At 45.0% G+C, this 15,390-nt stretch carries 30 protein-coding genes and 1 pseudogene; all 31 read right to left on the reverse strand.

The genetic code is table 11. The annotated features are described in order from the left end of the window. Nucleotides 1–155: 155 nt before the first annotated feature. The gene (rplQ, locus tag BCT81_RS19760; protein WP_004729812.1) at nt 156–536 is read right to left on the reverse strand and encodes a 50S ribosomal protein L17; all 381 of its coding nucleotides are present in this window, start codon (nt 534–536) and stop codon (nt 156–158) included. 24 nt (nt 537–560) lie between these two features. Continuing rightward, nucleotides 561–1,553, reverse strand: coding sequence for a DNA-directed RNA polymerase subunit alpha (gene rpoA, locus BCT81_RS19765; protein WP_004729813.1), 993 nt, complete (start codon nt 1,551–1,553; stop codon nt 561–563). A 22-nt stretch (nt 1,554–1,575) separates the two neighbouring features. After that, nucleotides 1,576–2,196 (reverse strand): 30S ribosomal protein S4, encoded by a 621-nt coding sequence (gene rpsD, locus BCT81_RS19770; RefSeq protein WP_004738777.1) that lies wholly within the window; start codon nt 2,194–2,196, stop codon nt 1,576–1,578. 31 nt (nt 2,197–2,227) lie between these two features. Further along, the gene (gene rpsK / locus BCT81_RS19775) at nt 2,228–2,617 is read right to left on the reverse strand and encodes a 30S ribosomal protein S11 (protein ID WP_004738778.1); all 390 of its coding nucleotides are present in this window, start codon (nt 2,615–2,617) and stop codon (nt 2,228–2,230) included. Between the two features lie 19 nt (nt 2,618–2,636). Further along, on the reverse strand, nt 2,637–2,993 hold the full coding sequence (rpsM, locus tag BCT81_RS19780) for a 30S ribosomal protein S13 (RefSeq protein WP_004738779.1): 357 nt from the start codon (nt 2,991–2,993) through the stop codon (nt 2,637–2,639). 148 nt (nt 2,994–3,141) lie between these two features. Further along, nucleotides 3,142–3,255: a 50S ribosomal protein L36 gene (gene rpmJ / locus BCT81_RS19785; protein WP_000868186.1), complete on the reverse strand. Its 114-nt coding sequence runs from the start codon at nt 3,253–3,255 to the stop codon at nt 3,142–3,144. A 41-nt stretch (nt 3,256–3,296) separates the two neighbouring features. Next, on the reverse strand, nt 3,297–4,631 hold the full coding sequence (gene secY, locus BCT81_RS19790) for a preprotein translocase subunit SecY (protein ID WP_004738781.1): 1,335 nt from the start codon (nt 4,629–4,631) through the stop codon (nt 3,297–3,299). A 20-nt stretch (nt 4,632–4,651) separates the two neighbouring features. Next, entirely contained in the window at nt 4,652–5,086 is a 435-nt protein-coding gene (rplO, locus tag BCT81_RS19795) for a 50S ribosomal protein L15 (protein WP_004736758.1), read from the reverse strand. A 5-nt stretch (nt 5,087–5,091) separates the two neighbouring features. Beyond that, a complete protein-coding gene (rpmD, locus tag BCT81_RS19800; protein WP_004736756.1) occupies nt 5,092–5,268 on the reverse strand; it encodes a 50S ribosomal protein L30 in 177 nt (58 codons plus the stop codon). Between the two features lie 7 nt (nt 5,269–5,275). Next, nucleotides 5,276–5,776, reverse strand: a complete 501-nt coding sequence (rpsE, locus tag BCT81_RS19805) for a 30S ribosomal protein S5 (RefSeq protein WP_004738783.1) — start codon at nt 5,774–5,776, stop codon at nt 5,276–5,278. Between the two features lie 14 nt (nt 5,777–5,790). Continuing rightward, nucleotides 5,791–6,144 carry a 50S ribosomal protein L18 gene (gene rplR, locus BCT81_RS19810; protein ID WP_004738784.1) on the reverse strand — a complete coding sequence of 118 codons (354 nt, stop codon included), beginning with the start codon at nt 6,142–6,144 and terminating at the stop codon, nt 5,791–5,793. Nucleotides 6,145–6,153: 9 nt separating this feature from the next. Beyond that, nucleotides 6,154–6,687, reverse strand: a complete 534-nt coding sequence (gene rplF / locus BCT81_RS19815; protein WP_004738786.1) for a 50S ribosomal protein L6 — start codon at nt 6,685–6,687, stop codon at nt 6,154–6,156. Nucleotides 6,688–6,700: 13 nt separating this feature from the next. Beyond that, nucleotides 6,701–7,093, reverse strand: a complete 393-nt coding sequence (gene rpsH / locus BCT81_RS19820; RefSeq protein ID WP_004738788.1) for a 30S ribosomal protein S8 — start codon at nt 7,091–7,093, stop codon at nt 6,701–6,703. Nucleotides 7,094–7,122: 29 nt separating this feature from the next. After that, entirely contained in the window at nt 7,123–7,428 is a 306-nt protein-coding gene (gene rpsN, locus BCT81_RS19825) for a 30S ribosomal protein S14 (protein WP_004738789.1), read from the reverse strand. A gap of 16 nt (nt 7,429–7,444) precedes the next feature. Further along, on the reverse strand, nt 7,445–7,984 hold the full coding sequence (gene rplE / locus BCT81_RS19830; protein WP_004738790.1) for a 50S ribosomal protein L5: 540 nt from the start codon (nt 7,982–7,984) through the stop codon (nt 7,445–7,447). A 24-nt stretch (nt 7,985–8,008) separates the two neighbouring features. Further along, on the reverse strand, nt 8,009–8,326 hold the full coding sequence (gene rplX / locus BCT81_RS19835) for a 50S ribosomal protein L24 (RefSeq protein WP_004738792.1): 318 nt from the start codon (nt 8,324–8,326) through the stop codon (nt 8,009–8,011). Nucleotides 8,327–8,337: 11 nt separating this feature from the next. Further along, nucleotides 8,338–8,709, reverse strand: a complete 372-nt coding sequence (gene rplN, locus BCT81_RS19840; protein WP_004738793.1) for a 50S ribosomal protein L14 — start codon at nt 8,707–8,709, stop codon at nt 8,338–8,340. A gap of 161 nt (nt 8,710–8,870) precedes the next feature. Then, entirely contained in the window at nt 8,871–9,125 is a 255-nt protein-coding gene (gene rpsQ, locus BCT81_RS19845) for a 30S ribosomal protein S17 (protein ID WP_004738796.1), read from the reverse strand. Next, entirely contained in the window at nt 9,125–9,316 is a 192-nt protein-coding gene (gene rpmC / locus BCT81_RS19850) for a 50S ribosomal protein L29 (RefSeq protein WP_004736737.1), read from the reverse strand. Before rpmC ends, rpsQ begins: the two co-directional genes overlap by 1 nt. After that, a complete protein-coding gene (gene rplP / locus BCT81_RS19855; RefSeq protein ID WP_004736736.1) occupies nt 9,316–9,726 on the reverse strand; it encodes a 50S ribosomal protein L16 in 411 nt (136 codons plus the stop codon). The genes rpmC and rplP overlap by 1 nt, the downstream gene beginning before the upstream one ends. Before the next feature lie 11 nt (nt 9,727–9,737). Continuing rightward, nucleotides 9,738–10,436 (reverse strand): 30S ribosomal protein S3, encoded by a 699-nt coding sequence (gene rpsC, locus BCT81_RS19860; protein WP_004738797.1) that lies wholly within the window; start codon nt 10,434–10,436, stop codon nt 9,738–9,740. A gap of 18 nt (nt 10,437–10,454) precedes the next feature. After that, nucleotides 10,455–10,787 carry a 50S ribosomal protein L22 gene (gene rplV, locus BCT81_RS19865; protein ID WP_004736732.1) on the reverse strand — a complete coding sequence of 111 codons (333 nt, stop codon included), beginning with the start codon at nt 10,785–10,787 and terminating at the stop codon, nt 10,455–10,457. Nucleotides 10,788–10,797: 10 nt separating this feature from the next. Next, nucleotides 10,798–11,076 (reverse strand): 30S ribosomal protein S19, encoded by a 279-nt coding sequence (gene rpsS, locus BCT81_RS19870; RefSeq protein WP_004736729.1) that lies wholly within the window; start codon nt 11,074–11,076, stop codon nt 10,798–10,800. Nucleotides 11,077–11,095: 19 nt separating this feature from the next. Further along, a complete protein-coding gene (gene rplB / locus BCT81_RS19875; RefSeq protein ID WP_004738800.1) occupies nt 11,096–11,920 on the reverse strand; it encodes a 50S ribosomal protein L2 in 825 nt (274 codons plus the stop codon). Nucleotides 11,921–11,935: 15 nt separating this feature from the next. Beyond that, nucleotides 11,936–12,238 (reverse strand): 50S ribosomal protein L23, encoded by a 303-nt coding sequence (gene rplW / locus BCT81_RS19880; protein WP_004738802.1) that lies wholly within the window; start codon nt 12,236–12,238, stop codon nt 11,936–11,938. Then, a complete protein-coding gene (gene rplD / locus BCT81_RS19885) occupies nt 12,235–12,837 on the reverse strand; it encodes a 50S ribosomal protein L4 (RefSeq protein ID WP_004738803.1) in 603 nt (200 codons plus the stop codon). Before rplD ends, rplW begins: the two co-directional genes overlap by 4 nt. Before the next feature lie 16 nt (nt 12,838–12,853). Continuing rightward, nucleotides 12,854–13,483, reverse strand: coding sequence for a 50S ribosomal protein L3 (gene rplC, locus BCT81_RS19890; protein ID WP_004738804.1), 630 nt, complete (start codon nt 13,481–13,483; stop codon nt 12,854–12,856). 14 nt (nt 13,484–13,497) lie between these two features. Beyond that, a complete protein-coding gene (rpsJ, locus tag BCT81_RS19895) occupies nt 13,498–13,809 on the reverse strand; it encodes a 30S ribosomal protein S10 (RefSeq protein WP_004736761.1) in 312 nt (103 codons plus the stop codon). A 424-nt stretch (nt 13,810–14,233) separates the two neighbouring features. Then, the gene (gene bfr, locus BCT81_RS19900) at nt 14,234–14,716 is read right to left on the reverse strand and encodes a bacterioferritin (RefSeq protein ID WP_061033929.1); all 483 of its coding nucleotides are present in this window, start codon (nt 14,714–14,716) and stop codon (nt 14,234–14,236) included. Between the two features lie 81 nt (nt 14,717–14,797). Beyond that, nucleotides 14,798–14,986, reverse strand: a complete 189-nt coding sequence (locus BCT81_RS19905) for a bacterioferritin-associated ferredoxin (RefSeq protein WP_061033930.1) — start codon at nt 14,984–14,986, stop codon at nt 14,798–14,800. A gap of 316 nt (nt 14,987–15,302) precedes the next feature. After that, nucleotides 15,303–15,390, reverse strand: a pseudogene (locus BCT81_RS19910) (elongation factor Tu); the annotation flags it as partial.

Genomic DNA, 15,390 nt, shown 5'->3' on the forward strand with positions numbered 1-15,390 from the left:
AGATGCGAGATGCGAGATATTTTGAATAGTGAAGCCGAGAAGGCAAGAATAAATGCCAAACATCGTGGTGCAAGATTCAACCTTTAAAAACACAAAGTCCAGATACAAAAAAGCCGAGCTAATGCTCGGCTTTTTGTATTAAGAATCTAGATAGATTACTCAGCAGCTTCTTCAGCAGCTGGGCGGTCTACAAGCTCAATGTAAGCCATTGGAGCTTTATCACCAGTACGGAAACCACATTTAAGAATGCGAGTGTAACCACCTTGGCGAGCCGCGAAACGCGGGCCTAGTTCATTAAATAGTTTTGCTACCACTTCGTTATCACGAGTGCGAGCGAATGCAAGACGACGGTTAGCAACACTGTCTGTCTTAGCTAGGGTAATCAACGGCTCAATTACGCGACGTAGTTCTTTTGCTTTAGGCACGGTAGTTTTGATAACTTCGTGACGAACAAGAGAGCTAGCCATGTTGCTGAACATCGCTTTACGATGACTGCTGTTGCGGTTGAGTTGACGACCACTTTTACGATGGCGCATGACCTAATCCTTCTAACTTTTCGATTAATCTTCAGCGATTGACGCTGGTGGCCAGTTTTCTAGACGCATGCCTAGAGAAAGACCACGTGAAGCAAGCACATCTTTAATCTCTGTAAGAGATTTCTTACCAAGGTTTGGCGTTTTAAGTAGCTCAACCTCAGTGCGCTGTACAAGATCACCGATGTAGTGAATCGCTTCTGCTTTCAAACAGTTAGCAGAGCGAACTGTTAGTTCAAGATCGTCTACAGGACGTAGTAGGATAGGATCGAATTCTGGCTTCTCTTCCTTCTCCTCAGGTACACGTACATCACGAAGATCTACGAACGCATCCAGTTGTTCAGCTAGAATAGTAGCTGCGCGACGGATTGCTTCCTCAGGTTCTAGAGTACCGTTCGTTTCCATATCGATAACAAGCTTGTCTAAGTCAGTACGTTGTTCTACACGTGCCGCTTCTACAGCGTAAGCGATTTTATCAACCGGGCTGTAAGTAGCGTCAACAAGTAGACGACCGATTGGACGCTCATCTTCTTCAGTATGGATACGAGCTGAAGCTGGAACGTAACCACGACCACGTTCAACTTTGATGCGCATAGCGATCTCAGCGTTGTCATCCGTTAGGTGACAAATTACGTGCTCAGGGTTAGCGATCTCTACATCACCATCGTGGGTGATGTCACCTGCAACAACAGGGCCTGAGCCTGATTTGTTCAGTGTAATAAACACTTCATCTTTGCCTTCAGCAACGCGCACAGCCAAACCTTTAAGGTTTAGAAGGATTTCCAGGATATCTTCCTGAACGCCTTCTTTAGTGCTGTATTCGTGTAGCACACCTTCGATTTCAACTTCTGTTACGGCACAACCCGGCATAGAAGATAGAAGAATGCGGCGAAGAGCATTACCTAGAGTGTGGCCGAAACCGCGCTCTAATGGCTCAAGAGTTACTTTCGCGTGTGTCGTATTGATCTGTTCAATGTCAACAAGACGCGGCTTAAGAAATTCTGTTACAGAACCCTGCATTGTGTCCTCTCTTTTTTTAACCTTACTTAGAGTAAAGTTCGACGATCAAGTGTTCATTGATGTCAGCTGATAGGTCAGAACGCTCAGGCATACGCTTGAATGTACCTTCCATTTTGCCAGCATCTACTTCAATCCAAGTTGGCTTTTCACGTTGTTCAGCAACTTCTAGAGCCGCTTTAATACGAGATTGCTGTTTAGCTTTCTCGCGGATAGAAACAACGTCGTTTGCCGCTACTTTGAAAGAAGGAACGTTTACAACTTTACCGTTAACTAGGATAGACTTGTGGCTAACTAGCTGACGAGATTCAGCGCGAGTTGCACCAAAGCCCATACGGTAAACTACGTTATCAAGACGACCTTCAAGAAGCTGAAGCAGGTTTGCACCCGTGTTGCCTTTTAGACGTGCAGCTTCTTTGTAGTAGTTGCGGAATTGTTTTTCTAGAACGCCGTAGATACGACGAACTTTTTGCTTCTCACGAAGCTGAACGCCATACTCAGATAGACGACCGCGACGAGCGCCGTGTACACCTGGTGCGTTATCAATTTTACACTTGGTATCGATCGCACGGACACCAGACTTAAGGAATAAGTCAGTACCTTCGCGACGGCTAAGCTTTAGCTTAGGACCCAAATATCTTGCCATGATCTTTCTCCAATATTCCTAGAAACGAAACTTAAACGCGACGTTTCTTAGGTGGACGACAACCGTTATGAGGGATTGGTGTCGCATCAACAATGTTAGTGATACGGAAACCAGCAGCGTTCAGTGCGCGAACAGTAGATTCACGACCTGGACCTGGACCCTTAACCATAACTTCCAAGTTCTTTAGGCCATATTCTTTAGCCATTTCACCACAACGCTCAGCTGCAACTTGTGCTGCGAACGGAGTAGATTTACGAGAACCACGGAAACCTGAACCACCTGCTGTAGCCCATGCAAGAGCGTTGCCTTGACGGTCAGTGATAGTTACGATTGTGTTGTTGAAAGAAGCATGAATGTGCGCTACGCCATCAGCTACTTGCTTGCGTACGCGCTTACGCGCGCGAGTTGGTTGTTTTGCCATTGTACTCTACCTTATCCGACTATTTCTTGATCGGCTTGCGCGGACCCTTACGGGTGCGAGCGTTGGTTTTAGTACGCTGTCCACGTAGTGGTAGACTGCGACGATGACGAAGACCGCGGTAACAGCCAAGGTCCATAAGACGCTTGATGTTCATCGATACTTCACGACGTAGATCACCTTCTACAGTGTACTTAGCTACACCATCACGCAGTTGATCGATCTGCTCTTCAGTTAGTTCACTGATCTTAGCATCTTCAGCAATACCCACTTCAGCTAGAATAGCTTGAGAGCGAGTTTTACCGATACCGTAGATTGCAGTAAGTGCAATTACAGAATGCTTGTGATCAGGAATGTTAATGCCGGCTATACGGGCCATTATTCACTCCTAAGGGGTTCATAAAAGAATTATCCGCAGCAAAGCCCGTTATGGATACGCTGCGGCATACTACTTCTTTTGCACGCAAAAGGTAGGCCGAGGAATATACTCGACTCTACCTTGTATTTCAAGTAAAAATTTCTGCTGATTAGCCTTGGCGTTGCTTATGCTTTGGCTCACTGCAAATCACGCGAACGACACCGTTACGCTTGATAACTTTACAGTTACGGCAGATTTTTTTAACGGAAGCACGAACTTTCATTGCTAAACTCCGTAAATGGAACTGAAATTATTACCACCGAATTAACGGCCGTAACCTTTCAGATTCGCTTTCTTTAACACAGAATCATACTGTTGTGACATCAGATGAGTCTGTACCTGTGCCATGAAATCCATGATAACTACCACTACGATTAGTAGTGAAGTGCCGCCGAAGTAGAAACGAACGTTCCACGCGACCATCATGAATTCAGGAATCAGACATATAAAAGTAATGTATAGAGCGCCCGCAAGGGTTAGTCTAGTCATCACTTTATCGATATATTTCGCTGTCTGCTCACCTGGGCGGATACCGGGTACGAATGCACCAGACTTCTTCAAGTTATCAGCTGTTTCACGTGGGTTAAACACCAACGCTGTATAGAAGAAACAGAAGAAGATTATAGCTGCTGCATAAAGCATTACATACAGAGGCTGACCTGGGCTAAGAGCTAATGACACGTCAGTTAACCAACCGAACGCGCTGCTTTCACCATTTTGACCAAACCACTGTGCTAATGTTCCTGGGAACAAAATAATGCTCGATGCGAAAATCGCTGGAATAACACCTGCCATATTAATTTTAAGAGGCAAGTGAGAGCTTTGTGCTGCAAAAACCTTACGACCTTGTTGACGTTTCGCATAGTTAACGACGATACGACGTTGACCACGTTCCATGAAAACTACGAAGTAGATAACAGCAAAAGACAATACAGCAATCAACAGCAGAAGAAGCACATGCAATTCACCTTGACGCGCTTGCTCGATTGTTTGACCGATTGCAGAAGGCAATCCAGCAACAATACCTGCAAAAATCAGAATGGAAATACCATTACCGATTCCTCGCTCAGTGATTTGTTCACCTAACCACATTAAGAACATGGTACCAGTTACTAAACTCACGGTAGCAATAAGCGTAAACATGGTTTGGTTGATAACAACCAGATTGTCGACCATGTTTGGTAAGCCCGTTGCAATACCAATAGCTTGGAATGTTGCAAGTACAAGCGTGCCGTAGCGTGTATATTGGCTTATCTTACGACGGCCTGCTTCACCCTCTTTCTTGAGTTCCGCTAACGCTGGATGAACTACAGTTAACAATTGGACTACGATCGATGCCGAAATGTACGGCATGATACCCAATGCTAATATAGATGCACGCTCAAGAGCACCACCGGAGAACATGTTAAACATTTCAACGATGGTACCTTTTTGCTGATCGAACAAATCGGCAAGTACAGCTGCGTCAATACCAGGGATCGGCACAAAAGAGCCGGCTCGGAATACTAAAAGTGCACCAATTACGAATAATAAGCGCGACTTTAGTTCACTTAAGCCGCTCTGAGCACTACGAAAATCTTGTCCTGGTTTCTTAGCCATCTGTACCTCGTTCCTCGAGATTATTCCTCGATTTTACCGCCTGCAGCTTCGATTGCAGCTTTAGCGCCTTTAGTCACGCGTAGACCTTTAACAGTCACAGCTTTGCTTAGGTCACCAGAAAGAACGATCTTAACGAATTCGATGTTCTTAGTGATAACGTTAGCAGCTTTAAGGCTGTTAAGATCAACTACGTCACCTGTTACTTTCGCTAGCTCAGCTAGACGAACTTCAGCAGACACTAGGCTCTTACGAGAAGTGAAACCGAATTTAGGTAGACGTTGTTTTAGAGGCATTTGACCGCCTTCAAAACCTGGACGAACAGAGCCGCCAGAACGTGACTTTTGACCTTTGTGACCGCGGCCACCTGTTTTACCAAGGCCAGAACCGATACCACGACCTACACGCTTCTTAGAAGGTTTAGAGCCAGCAGCCGGTGATAGAGTATTCAAACGCATTCTGATTACTCCTCAATCTTAACCATGTAGTAAACCTTGTTGATCATACCGCGTACGCACGGAGTATCTTCAAGTTCTACTGTATGGTTGATGCGACGAAGACCTAGACCTTTAAGACACGCTTTGTGCTTAGGTAGGCGACCAATTGAGCTTTTAGTTTGAGTTACTTTAATAGTTGCCATCGTGTGCTTACTCCGAAATAGATTCAACAGTTAGACCACGTTTAGCAGCAACCATTTCTGGTGACTTAACGTCTACTAGAGCACCAATCGTTGCACGAACGATGTTGATAGGGTTCGTAGAACCGTATGCTTTAGAAAGTACGTTATGTACGCCCGCAACTTCAAGTACAGCACGCATTGCACCACCGGCAATAACACCTGTACCTTCTGCAGCTGGCTGCATGTAAACTTTAGAGCCCGAATGACGACCTTTCACCGGGTGGTGAAGAGTGCCTTCGTTCAGCGCAACAGTAACCATGTTACGACGCGCTTTTTCCATTGCTTTTTGAATCGCAGCAGGTACTTCACGAGCTTTGCCGTAACCGAAACCTACACGACCATTACCGTCACCAACTACTGTTAGTGCAGTGAAGCTCATGATTCGACCACCTTTAACCGTCTTAGATACACGGTTAACAGCGATTAGCTTTTCTTGCAAATCATTAGCTTGTTGTTGTTCTTTAGCCATCTTCCAACCCTACCTTAGAATTTCAGACCAGCTTCGCGAGCAGATTCTGCTAGCGCCGCTACTCGACCGTGGTATTGGAAACCAGAACGATCGAATGCAACTGAAGCTACGCCTTTTTCAAGAGCGCGCTCAGCAACAGCTTTACCAACTGCTTTAGCTGCATCAACGTTACCAGTGTTCTTAACTTGCTCACGGATCGCTTTTTCTACAGTAGAAGCAGCTGCGATAACCTCAGAGCCGTTTGCCGCGATAACTTGTGCGTAAACATGGCGAGGAGTACGGTGTACTACCAGGCGAGTTGCACCAAGTTCTGCAATCTTACGACGTGCACGTGTAGCACGACGGATGCGAGATGCTTTCTTATCCATAGTGATACCTTACTTCTTCTTAGCTTCTTTAGTACGCACATTTTCATCTGCGTAACGAACACCTTTACCTTTGTAAGGCTCAGGAGCACGGTAAGAACGAATGTCAGCCGCAACTTGACCAACTAGCTGCTTGTCACAACCAGTTACAACGATCTCAGTTTGGCTAGGGCACTCAGCTTTAATACCTTCAGGTAGAGCGTGCTCTACTGGGTGAGAAAAACCAAGAGTTAGAGCTACAGAGTTGCCTTTCATAGCAGCACGGTAACCAACACCCTTTAGAGTTAGCTTCTTAGTGAAGCCCTCTGTAACACCCACAACCATGTTGTTAACTAGAGCGCGAGCTGTACCAGCTTGTGCCCATGCGTTAGCAACACCTTCTTTCGGACCGAAAGTTAGGTTGTTTTCTTCCTGTGCAATAACTACGGCGTTGTTAAGAACGCGAGTAAGCTCACCTTTGCTACCTTTTACAGTAACTTCTTGGCCGTTTAGTTTCACCTCTACGCCAGCTGGAATAGCGACAGGTGCTTTAGCAACACGAGACATAATCTACTCCTTATTAAGCTACGTAACAGATGATTTCACCGCCAAGACCTGCTTTACGAGCAGCACGGTCAGACATTAGACCCTTGGAAGTAGAAACAACTGCAATACCAAGACCGCCCATCACTGTTGGTAGAGAGTCTTTATTTTTATAAACTCTTAGACCAGGACGTGATACACGCTTGATTTGCTCGATTACAGGTTTAGCTTGGAAGTACTTAAGAGTAACTTCTAGCTCAGGTTTTGCTTCGCCTTCAACAGCGAAGTCTACGATGTAACCTTCAGCTTTTAGTAGTGCAGCAATTGCAACTTTAAGCTTTGAAGAAGGCATTTTTACAGCAACTTTGTTTGCTGCCTGACCGTTACGAACGCGGGTCAGCATATCCGAAATCGGATCTTGCATGCTCATAAGATTTACTCCAAATGATTAAGTGGCAATTACCAGCTAGCCTTACGAAGACCCGGAATCTCGCCTTTCATGCAAGCTTCACGAACCTTAATGCGGCTTAGACCGAATTTACGTAGGTAACCGTGTGGACGACCAGTTTGGTTGCAACGGTTACGCTGACGTGATGCACTTGAATCACGTGGAAGAGATTGCAGTTTAAGAACCGCATTCCAACGATCTTCTTCAGATGCGTTTACATCGCTAATGATAACTTTTAGCGCAGAACGCTTTTCAGCGAACTTAGCTACTAGTTTTGCACGTTTAGCTTCACGTGCTTTCATTGATTGTTTAGCCATAACAGTAACCCTACCCTTACTTACGGAATGGGAAGTTAAAGGCAGCCAGCAGAGCTCGGCCTTCCTCATCGGAACCCGCAGAAGTCGTGATAGTGATATCAAGACCGCGGACACGATCGACTTTATCGTAGTCGATTTCCGGAAAGATGATTTGCTCGCGAACGCCCATGCTGTAGTTACCGCGACCGTCGAAAGACTTAGCGCTAACACCACGGAAATCACGTACACGTGGAAGTGCGATAGAGATTAAACGCTCTAAAAATTCCCACATGCGCTCACCACGCAAGGTTACTTTACAACCAATTGGGTAGCCTTCACGAATTTTGAAACCAGCTACAGATTTACGCGCTTTAGTGATAAGTGGCTTTTGACCAGAGATCGTTGCCATATCAGCTGCTGCGTTTTCTAGCAGTTTCTTATCGTTGATTGCTTCACCAACGCCCATGTTTAGGGTGATTTTCTCAATCCTAGGGACTTGCATGACGCTTGTGTAGCTGAACTCTTTGGTAAGCTCAGCGACTACAGACGACTTGTAGTAATCATGCAGTTTCGCCATAGTAGAACTCCAAATTACTTCTAATTAGTTAGAAACAGTTTCGCCGTTAGATTTGAAGAAACGAACTTTCTTGCCATCTTCGATACGGAAACCGATACGGTCTGCTTTACCAGTAGCCGCGTTAAAAACTGCAACGTTAGAAGCGTCAATAGCTGCTTCTTGTTCAACGATGCCACCTTGTTGACCTAGAGCCGGAACCGGCTTTTGGTGTTTCTTAACAAGGTTGATGCCTTCAACGATAACTTTACCAGTTGTCAGAACCTTAGTTACTTTACCTTTCTTGCCTTTATCTTTACCAGCAAGAATGATTACTTCGTCATTACGACGGATTTTAGCTGCCATATTGCCGCTCCTTACAGAACTTCAGGTGCTAGTGATACAATCTTCATGAATTTCGCGTTACGAAGTTCACGAGTCACAGGACCAAAGATACGTGTGCCGACTGGTTGCTCAGTAGTGTCGTTTAACAATACACAAGCATTACTGTCGAAGCGAATGACAGAACCGTCTGGGCGACGAACGCCTTTACGGGTGCGCACTACTACCGCCTTCAGAACATCACCTTTTTTTACTTTACCGCGAGGAATTGCTTCCTTAACTGTAACTTTGATGATGTCACCGATATGTGCATAACGGCGGTGAGAGCCACCCAGAACCTTAATACACATTACCTTGCGCGCGCCAGAGTTATCTGCTGCGTCAAGTGTACTTTGCATCTGGATCATTGTTAGTGCTCCGCTAAATATTAAAACTAGACCCTCTCGGGTCGGGCTGCCTCTTTAAAAGGGACGCGAATTGTACCACCCTTTTTTTAAATTGGGTAGACAAAAAACAAGCGGCCCCAAAAATAATTTGGAGCCGCTTATAAGTTATAGAATTACAAAGATTAAATCTTCGCTTTTTCTAGAACTTTAACCAATGTCCAAGACTTAGTCTTAGACAGAGGACGACACTCAGCGATTTCAACTTTGTCGCCTAGGCCACAAGTGTTGTCTTCGTCGTGTGCGTGTACTTTAGTCGTGCGTTTAACGTATTTACCGTAAATTGGGTGTTTTACAGTACGTTCGATAGCAACAACGATAGACTTGTCCATCTTGTCACTTACTACACGGCCTTGCTGGATGCGGTTAGTTTCGCTCATTATGCGCCTGCCTTTTCAGTCAAAACAGTTTTCACACGTGCGATATCACGGCGTACAGCTTTTAGAGTATGAGTTTGCTGAAGCTGACCAGTTGCAGCTTGCATGCGCAAGTTGAACTGTTCACGTAGCAAATTCAATAGCTCAGCGTTAAGCTCTTCAACGTTCTTTTCGCGTAGATCTTGTGCTTTCATCACATCACCTGCTTAGTTACAAAAGTAGTTTTAACAGGCAGTTTACGTGCCGCTAGGCGGAACGCTTCACGTGCCAACTCTTCAGGTACGCCATTCATTTCGTACATAACTTTGCCAGGTTGGATTTGAGCAACCCAGTACGCTACTGAACCTTTACCTTTACCTTGACGAACTTCAAGAGGCTTTTCAGTAATCGGTTTGTCTGGGAATACACGAATCCAGATTTGACCTTGACGCTTAATGTGACGTGTCATAGCACGACGTGCCGCTTCGATTTGACGTGCAGTCAGACGACCACGGCCAACAGCTTTAAGACCGAATTCGCCGAAGCTTACTTCAGTACCTTTAGCTAGACCACGGTTACGACCAGTCATAACCTTGCGGAACTTAGTACGTTTTGGTTGTAGCATCGTTCGACTCCTTACTTACGGCCTTTACGCTGCTTCTTAGGCTTATCGCCTTTAGGCTCTACTGCGTTAGCAGCTGGCATACCGCCTAGAATCTCACCTTTGAAGATCCAAACTTTAATGCCGATCACACCGTATTGAGTGTGAGCCGAAGAAGTTGCGTAATCAATGTCTGCACGTAGAGTGTGTAGAGGCACACGGCCTTCACGGTACCACTCAGAACGTGCGATTTCAGCGCCGCCTAGACGACCACTTACTTCCACTTTGATACCTTTAGCGCCTAGACGCATAGCGTTTTGTACTGCGCGCTTCATAGCACGACGGAACATAACACGACGCTCTAGTTGAGACGCGATGCTATCAGCTACAAGCTGACCATCTAACTCAGGCTTACGTACTTCAGCGATATTGATTTGCGCTGGTACACCTGCGATTTTAGCTACAGCTGCGCGTAGCTTCTCTACGTCTTCACCTTTCTTACCGATAACAACGCCAGGACGAGCAGTGTGAATAGTCACACGGATGCTCTTAGCTGGACGCTCGATAACGATACGAGATAGTGATGCTTTTTGTAGTTCCTTTGTAAGGAACTGACGTACCTTGAAGTCGCCGTCTAGGTTGTCAGCGAAATCTTTGGTATTAGCAAACCATGTAGCATTCCAAGGCTTAACGATGCCAAGACGAATACCATTAGGATGTACTTTCTGACCCATTGCTTACTCTCCTAGTCTTTAGCGATCTGCTACAACAATAGTGATGTGGCTTGAACGCTTCAAGATACGATCCGCACGACCTTTAGCACGAGGCATAATACGCTTCATGATAGGGCCCTCATCTACGAAGATTTTAGCGACATTTAGATCGTCGATATCTGCACCTTCGTTATGTTCCGCGTTAGCGATAGCTGACTCTAGAACTTTCTTAACTAGAACAGCAGCTTTTTTGTTGCTGAAAGTTAGAATTTCTAGAGCTTGGTCTACCGACTTACCGCGAATTTGGTCTGCAACTAAGCGAGCTTTCTGTGGAGAAATACGAGCAAAGTTATGTTTAGCTAAAGCTTCCATCATCTACTCCTTACTTCTTCTTAGCTTTCTTATCTGCAGCATGACCGCGATAAGTACGAGTTGGTGCAAATTCGCCCAGTTTGTGACCGATCATTTCTTCGGTAACGAAAACTGGAACGTGCTGACGACCATTATGGACAGCGATGGTCAAACCAATCATTGTTGGGATGATCATTGAGCGACGGGACCAAGTCTTAATAGGCTTTTTGTCTCCGCTTTCCACCGCTTTCTCTACCTTCTTCAGCAAGTGTAGGTCAATAAAAGGACCTTTCTTGAGAGAACGTGGCATGGCGATTCCTCTTTATAAATTATTTAGTGCGACGACGTACGATGTACTTGTCAGTGCGCTTGTTCTTACGAGTCTTGAAGCCCTTAGTAGGAACGCCCCAAGGAGAAACTGGGTGACGACCACCAGATGTGCGGCCTTCACCACCACCGTGTGGGTGATCCACCGGGTTCATTACTACACCACGTACGGTTGGACGTACGCCGCGCCAGCGTGAAGCACCAGCTTTACCAAGTTCACGTAGCATATGCTCAGAGTTACCAACTTCACCGATCGTTGCACGACCTTCAGAAAGTACTTTGCGCATTTCACCAGAACGTAGACGGATAGTGATGTATGCACCGTCGCGAGCAACGATTTGAGCATAAGCACCAGCCGAACGAGCTAGTTGAGCACCTTTACCAGGCTTAAGTTCAACACAGTGTACAGTAGAACCTACTGGGATGTTGCGCATCGGCAGAGTGTTACCTGCTTTGATTGGCGCATCAACACCAGATTGGATCTGGTCACCGGCTTGAATGCCTTTTGGTGCAATGATGTAACGACGCTCACCGTCTGCGTACAGAACTAGAGCGATGTTAGCGCTACGGTTTGGATCGTATTCTAGACGCTCAACTTTCGCTGGGATGCCATCTTTAGTACGTTTGAAGTCAATTACACGGTAGTGGTGCTTGTGACCACCGCCGATGTGACGTACTGTGATACGACCGTTGTTGTTACGACCACCGTTCTTAGAGTTTTTCTCTAGAAGAGGTGCGTATGGCTTACCCTTGTGTAGGTCAGCGTTAACAACTTTAACGACGTGACGACGACCAGGGGAAGTCGGCTTACATTTAACAATAGCCATTTTTAACTACTCCTGTTATTCCGCGCCGCCAACGAAGTCAAGATCTTGACCTTCTTTCAAAGTAACGTAGGCTTTCTTAACGTCTGAACGACGGCCTTCACGCATACCTTGACGTTTGGTCTTACCCTTTTGAACAAGAGTATTTACAGACTTAACTTCAACTTCAAATAGCTTTTCTACAGCTGCTTTGATCTCTTTCTTAGTTGCATCTTTAGCTACTTTGAAAACGATAGTGTTCGCTTTCTCAGCTGCCATAGTTGCTTTTTCAGAGATGTGCGGAGCACGTAGAACTTTTAAGATACGCTCTTCAGTGATCATGCTAGCATCTCCTCAACTTGCTTAACTGCGTCAGCAGTCATTAGAACCTTGTCGAATGCAATTAGAGATACTGGATCAACACCAGCAACGTCACGTGCATCAACTTTGTATAGGTTACGAGCAGCTAAGAATAGATTTTCATCTACTTCGCCAGTAACAATCAGAACGTCGCTTAGCTCAAGCTCTTTAAGCTTAGCTACAAGTTCTTTTGTTTTTGGTGCTTCTACTGAGAAGTTATCAACAACGATTAGACGCTCTTGACGAACAAGCTCAGAAAGAATGCTCTTCATAGCACCGCGGTACATTTTCTTGTTTACTTTTTGGCTGTGATCTTGTGGTTTCGCAGCAAAAGTAACACCACCTGTACGCCAGATTGGGCTACGAATTGTACCAGCACGTGCGCGGCCAGTACCTTTTTGACGCCATGGCTTAGCGCCACCGCCAGATACTTCAGAACGAGTCTTTTGAGCACGAGTACCTTGACGAGCACCTGCTGCATATGCAACAACTACTTGGTGTACAAGAGCTTCGTTGAAGTCACGTCCGAAAGTAGTCTCGGAAACAGTTAGTGCATCAGCACCTTTAACCATCAATTCCATTACTTACTCCTAGACGTTATGCTTTAACAGCAGGTTTTACGATCACGTTGCCGCCTGTTGAGCCTGGTACTGCACCTTTAATAAGAAGCAGATTGCGCTCAGCGTCAACACGTACGATCTCTAGGTTTTGAGTCGTTACACGCTCAGCACCCATGTGACCTGCCATTTTCTTGCCTTTAAACACGCGACCTGGAGTTTGACATTGGCCAATTGAACCCGGTGCACGGTGAGACAAAGAGTTACCGTGAGTCATATCTTGAGTAGAGAAGTTCCAACGCTTAACAGCGCCTTGGAAGCCTTTACCTTTAGATGTACCAGTAACGTCTACTTTTTTAATTTCGTTGAAAAGTTCTACGTTTAGCTCAGCGCCAACTTCAAACTCTTCGCCGTTTTCTAAACGGAATTCCCAAAGACCGCGACCTGCTTCTACACCCGCTTTCGCGAAGTGACCAGCTTCAGGTTTAGTTACACGGTTAGCTTTCTTAGCACCAGTAGTTACTTGGATTGCTGCGTAGCCGTCGTTCTCTAGAGTTTTAACTTGAGAAATACGGTTCGCTTCAACCTCAACAACAGTTACTGGGATAGAAACGCCTTCTTCAGTAAATACGCGGGTCATACCCACTTTACGTCCGACTAGACCAATCATTATTCTTATCTCCCTTAACCTAGGCTGATTTGAACATCAACGCCAGCTGCAAGATCAAGACGCATTAGAGCATCAACAGTTTTGTCTGTTGGCTCAACGATGTCGATCAAACGCTTGTGAGTACGGATTTCGTACTGGTCACGTGCATCTTTGTTGACGTGTGGAGAGGTAAGAACAGTGAAACGCTCTTTACGAGTAGGTAGTGGGATAGGACCACGAACCTGTGCGCCAGTACGTTTTGCTGTTTCAACGATTTCCGCAGTTGAAGCATCGATTAGCTTGTAATCAAACGCTTTAAGGCGGATACGAATACGTTGGTTCTGCATGAGACAGAGCTCCAATTATTAAAAATTACACAAACAATATCGCCACTCAAACTCGATAAAACGAGAGAATGCCGATTGATTTATGTGAAACCGTAGCATCCAAAATTAGGACGCATTGTCAGTTAACTTTTGAAGTAAAGACAAGCCTTACTATTTTTATTAACCGCGAACATAAGCTGAGTATACATTACTAGGTAAAACCTACTCCTCAGTGCTCATTGGTTCACAACCAGCTTAAGCCAGTGCGGTGCATTATACAGATCACACTTTAACTTGCAAGCTGTGTTTGAAAAATAATCGCAGAATCTATTGAGAGGGGTGATTGGAGGATTTTTAGTTCTTGGTAGTGCCCTACCGCCTGAAAAAGAAATGCAAGGTAACCACTAGGATGCGCCTGAGCAGCTACCCTTGTTATCGATATATTTTAGCCTTCGTCTTCATCGACATATTGAGCTTGTAGGTAATTTTGAATACCTGTCATTTTGATGAGGCCAAGTTGGGTTTCTAACCAATCGACATGCTCTTCTTCATCTTCCAAAATCTCAAGAAACAGATCTCGTGACACATAGTCATGAATATCTTCTGCATAAGCGATGGCGTTTTTCAGATCCGGAATGGCTTCCATCTCTAACGATAAGTCACACTCCAGCATTTCTTGAGTATCTTCACCGATTTTAAGTTTGCCTAGATCTTGCAGATTGGGCAGCCCTTCGAGAAACAAGATTCGTTCAATCAGATGGTCGGCATGTTTCATTTCGTCGATGGATTCATGATACTCCTTGTCGGCTAGATGCTTTAAGCCCCAGTCTTTATACATGCGCGCATGCAAGAAATACTGATTTATTGCGACAAGTTCATTACCAAGAATTTTGTTGAGATGTTGAATGATGATAGGATCGCCTTTCATGACATAGCCCTCCTCTTTGGCTCTTCTAACTGTAGAACCAAATCGAGAAGTGTCAAAAAAGCTACTGCTCTTTGAGCAGAATTAGCTTGCCTGTTTAAACAGGTCTTTCGCGGTGTCGTTAATGACTTCTTTTGCTGAACGTACACACTTGCCGCATTGACTGCCAAGTGCTGTACACTTTTTAATTCCTTTTATGTCAGTAATGCCCTCTTCTAATACCAACTTGCGGATTTTCTTATCCGAGACCCCATGGCATAAACAAACGTACATAGTAAAACCTAACCCTTTAACTTGCAGTTAAATATAAAAAGGAATCATTCTTATTACCAGTTAAAATTTACCGTATGTTTATATCGATTGGTTATAGTGTTTCGTCGAAAAGAGAGATTAACGGGCTGTGAAGAGGAGAAAGTTTAGGAGGGCGATTTATGCCGTTAAGTAAATAACTGTATTTAAATCGGAATATAGACTGTGGATATTACGTGTTAGGAATTTCCCTTATAACCAAAATAAAAAAGGGAAGCCGAAGCTCCCCTTTTTTGATGCGTGCTCTTCTAATGAAGAGAGTGCAAAAATCTAAATGCTATTAAGCGAAGATTTTAGCTACAACACCAGCACCTACAGTACGGCCACCTTCACGGATAGCGAAACGTAGGCCTTCGTCCATTGCGATT

It is taken from the genome of Vibrio sp. 10N.261.52.A1, assembly GCF_002876325.1.
GTDB lineage: Bacteria > Pseudomonadota > Gammaproteobacteria > Enterobacterales > Vibrionaceae > Vibrio > Vibrio chagasii.

Excerpts from the sequence above, each read along its gene's own strand:
- rplQ (WP_004729812.1), bottom strand. The coding sequence starts at position 536 with ATGCGCCATCGTAAAAGTGGTCGTCAACTCAACCGCAACAGCAGTCAT.
- rpoA (WP_004729813.1), bottom strand. The coding sequence starts at position 1,553 with ATGCAGGGTTCTGTAACAGAATTTCTTAAGCCGCGTCTTGTTGACATT.
- rpsD (WP_004738777.1), bottom strand. The coding sequence starts at position 2,196 with ATGGCAAGATATTTGGGTCCTAAGCTAAAGCTTAGCCGTCGCGAAGGT.
- rpsK (WP_004738778.1), bottom strand. The coding sequence starts at position 2,617 with ATGGCAAAACAACCAACTCGCGCGCGTAAGCGCGTACGCAAGCAAGTA.
- rpsM (WP_004738779.1), bottom strand. The coding sequence starts at position 2,993 with ATGGCCCGTATAGCCGGCATTAACATTCCTGATCACAAGCATTCTGTA.
- rpmJ (WP_000868186.1), bottom strand. The coding sequence starts at position 3,255 with ATGAAAGTTCGTGCTTCCGTTAAAAAAATCTGCCGTAACTGTAAAGTT.
- secY (WP_004738781.1), bottom strand. The coding sequence starts at position 4,631 with ATGGCTAAGAAACCAGGACAAGATTTTCGTAGTGCTCAGAGCGGCTTA.
- rplO (WP_004736758.1), bottom strand. The coding sequence starts at position 5,086 with ATGCGTTTGAATACTCTATCACCGGCTGCTGGCTCTAAACCTTCTAAG.
- rpmD (WP_004736756.1), bottom strand. The coding sequence starts at position 5,268 with ATGGCAACTATTAAAGTAACTCAAACTAAAAGCTCAATTGGTCGCCTA.
- rpsE (WP_004738783.1), bottom strand. The coding sequence starts at position 5,776 with ATGGCTAAAGAACAACAACAAGCTAATGATTTGCAAGAAAAGCTAATC.
- rplR (WP_004738784.1), bottom strand. The coding sequence starts at position 6,144 with ATGGATAAGAAAGCATCTCGCATCCGTCGTGCTACACGTGCACGTCGT.
- rplF (WP_004738786.1), bottom strand. The coding sequence starts at position 6,687 with ATGTCTCGTGTTGCTAAAGCACCTGTCGCTATTCCAGCTGGCGTAGAG.
- rpsH (WP_004738788.1), bottom strand. The coding sequence starts at position 7,093 with ATGAGCATGCAAGATCCGATTTCGGATATGCTGACCCGCGTTCGTAAC.
- rpsN (WP_004738789.1), bottom strand. The coding sequence starts at position 7,428 with ATGGCTAAACAATCAATGAAAGCACGTGAAGCTAAACGTGCAAAACTA.
- rplE (WP_004738790.1), bottom strand. The coding sequence starts at position 7,984 with ATGGCGAAACTGCATGATTACTACAAGTCGTCTGTAGTCGCTGAGCTT.
- rplX (WP_004738792.1), bottom strand. The coding sequence starts at position 8,326 with ATGGCAGCTAAAATCCGTCGTAATGACGAAGTAATCATTCTTGCTGGT.
- rplN (WP_004738793.1), bottom strand. The coding sequence starts at position 8,709 with ATGATCCAGATGCAAAGTACACTTGACGCAGCAGATAACTCTGGCGCG.
- rpsQ (WP_004738796.1), bottom strand. The coding sequence starts at position 9,125 with ATGAGCGAAACTAACCGCATCCAGCAAGGCCGTGTAGTAAGTGACAAG.
- rpmC (WP_004736737.1), bottom strand. The coding sequence starts at position 9,316 with ATGAAAGCACAAGATCTACGCGAAAAGAACGTTGAAGAGCTTAACGCT.
- rplP (WP_004736736.1), bottom strand. The coding sequence starts at position 9,726 with ATGCTACAACCAAAACGTACTAAGTTCCGCAAGGTTATGACTGGTCGT.
- rpsC (WP_004738797.1), bottom strand. The coding sequence starts at position 10,436 with ATGGGTCAGAAAGTACATCCTAATGGTATTCGTCTTGGCATCGTTAAG.
- rplV (WP_004736732.1), bottom strand. The coding sequence starts at position 10,787 with ATGGAAGCTTTAGCTAAACATAACTTTGCTCGTATTTCTCCACAGAAA.
- rpsS (WP_004736729.1), bottom strand. The coding sequence starts at position 11,076 with ATGCCACGTTCTCTCAAGAAAGGTCCTTTTATTGACCTACACTTGCTG.
- rplB (WP_004738800.1), bottom strand. The coding sequence starts at position 11,920 with ATGGCTATTGTTAAATGTAAGCCGACTTCCCCTGGTCGTCGTCACGTC.
- rplW (WP_004738802.1), bottom strand. The coding sequence starts at position 12,238 with ATGATCACTGAAGAGCGTATCTTAAAAGTTCTACGTGCTCCGCACATC.
- rplD (WP_004738803.1), bottom strand. The coding sequence starts at position 12,837 with ATGGAATTGATGGTTAAAGGTGCTGATGCACTAACTGTTTCCGAGACT.
- rplC (WP_004738804.1), bottom strand. The coding sequence starts at position 13,483 with ATGATTGGTCTAGTCGGACGTAAAGTGGGTATGACCCGCGTATTTACT.
- rpsJ (WP_004736761.1), bottom strand. The coding sequence starts at position 13,809 with ATGCAGAACCAACGTATTCGTATCCGCCTTAAAGCGTTTGATTACAAG.
- bfr (WP_061033929.1), bottom strand. The coding sequence starts at position 14,716 with ATGAAAGGCGATCCTATCATCATTCAACATCTCAACAAAATTCTTGGT.
- BCT81_RS19905 (WP_061033930.1), bottom strand. The coding sequence starts at position 14,986 with ATGTACGTTTGTTTATGCCATGGGGTCTCGGATAAGAAAATCCGCAAG.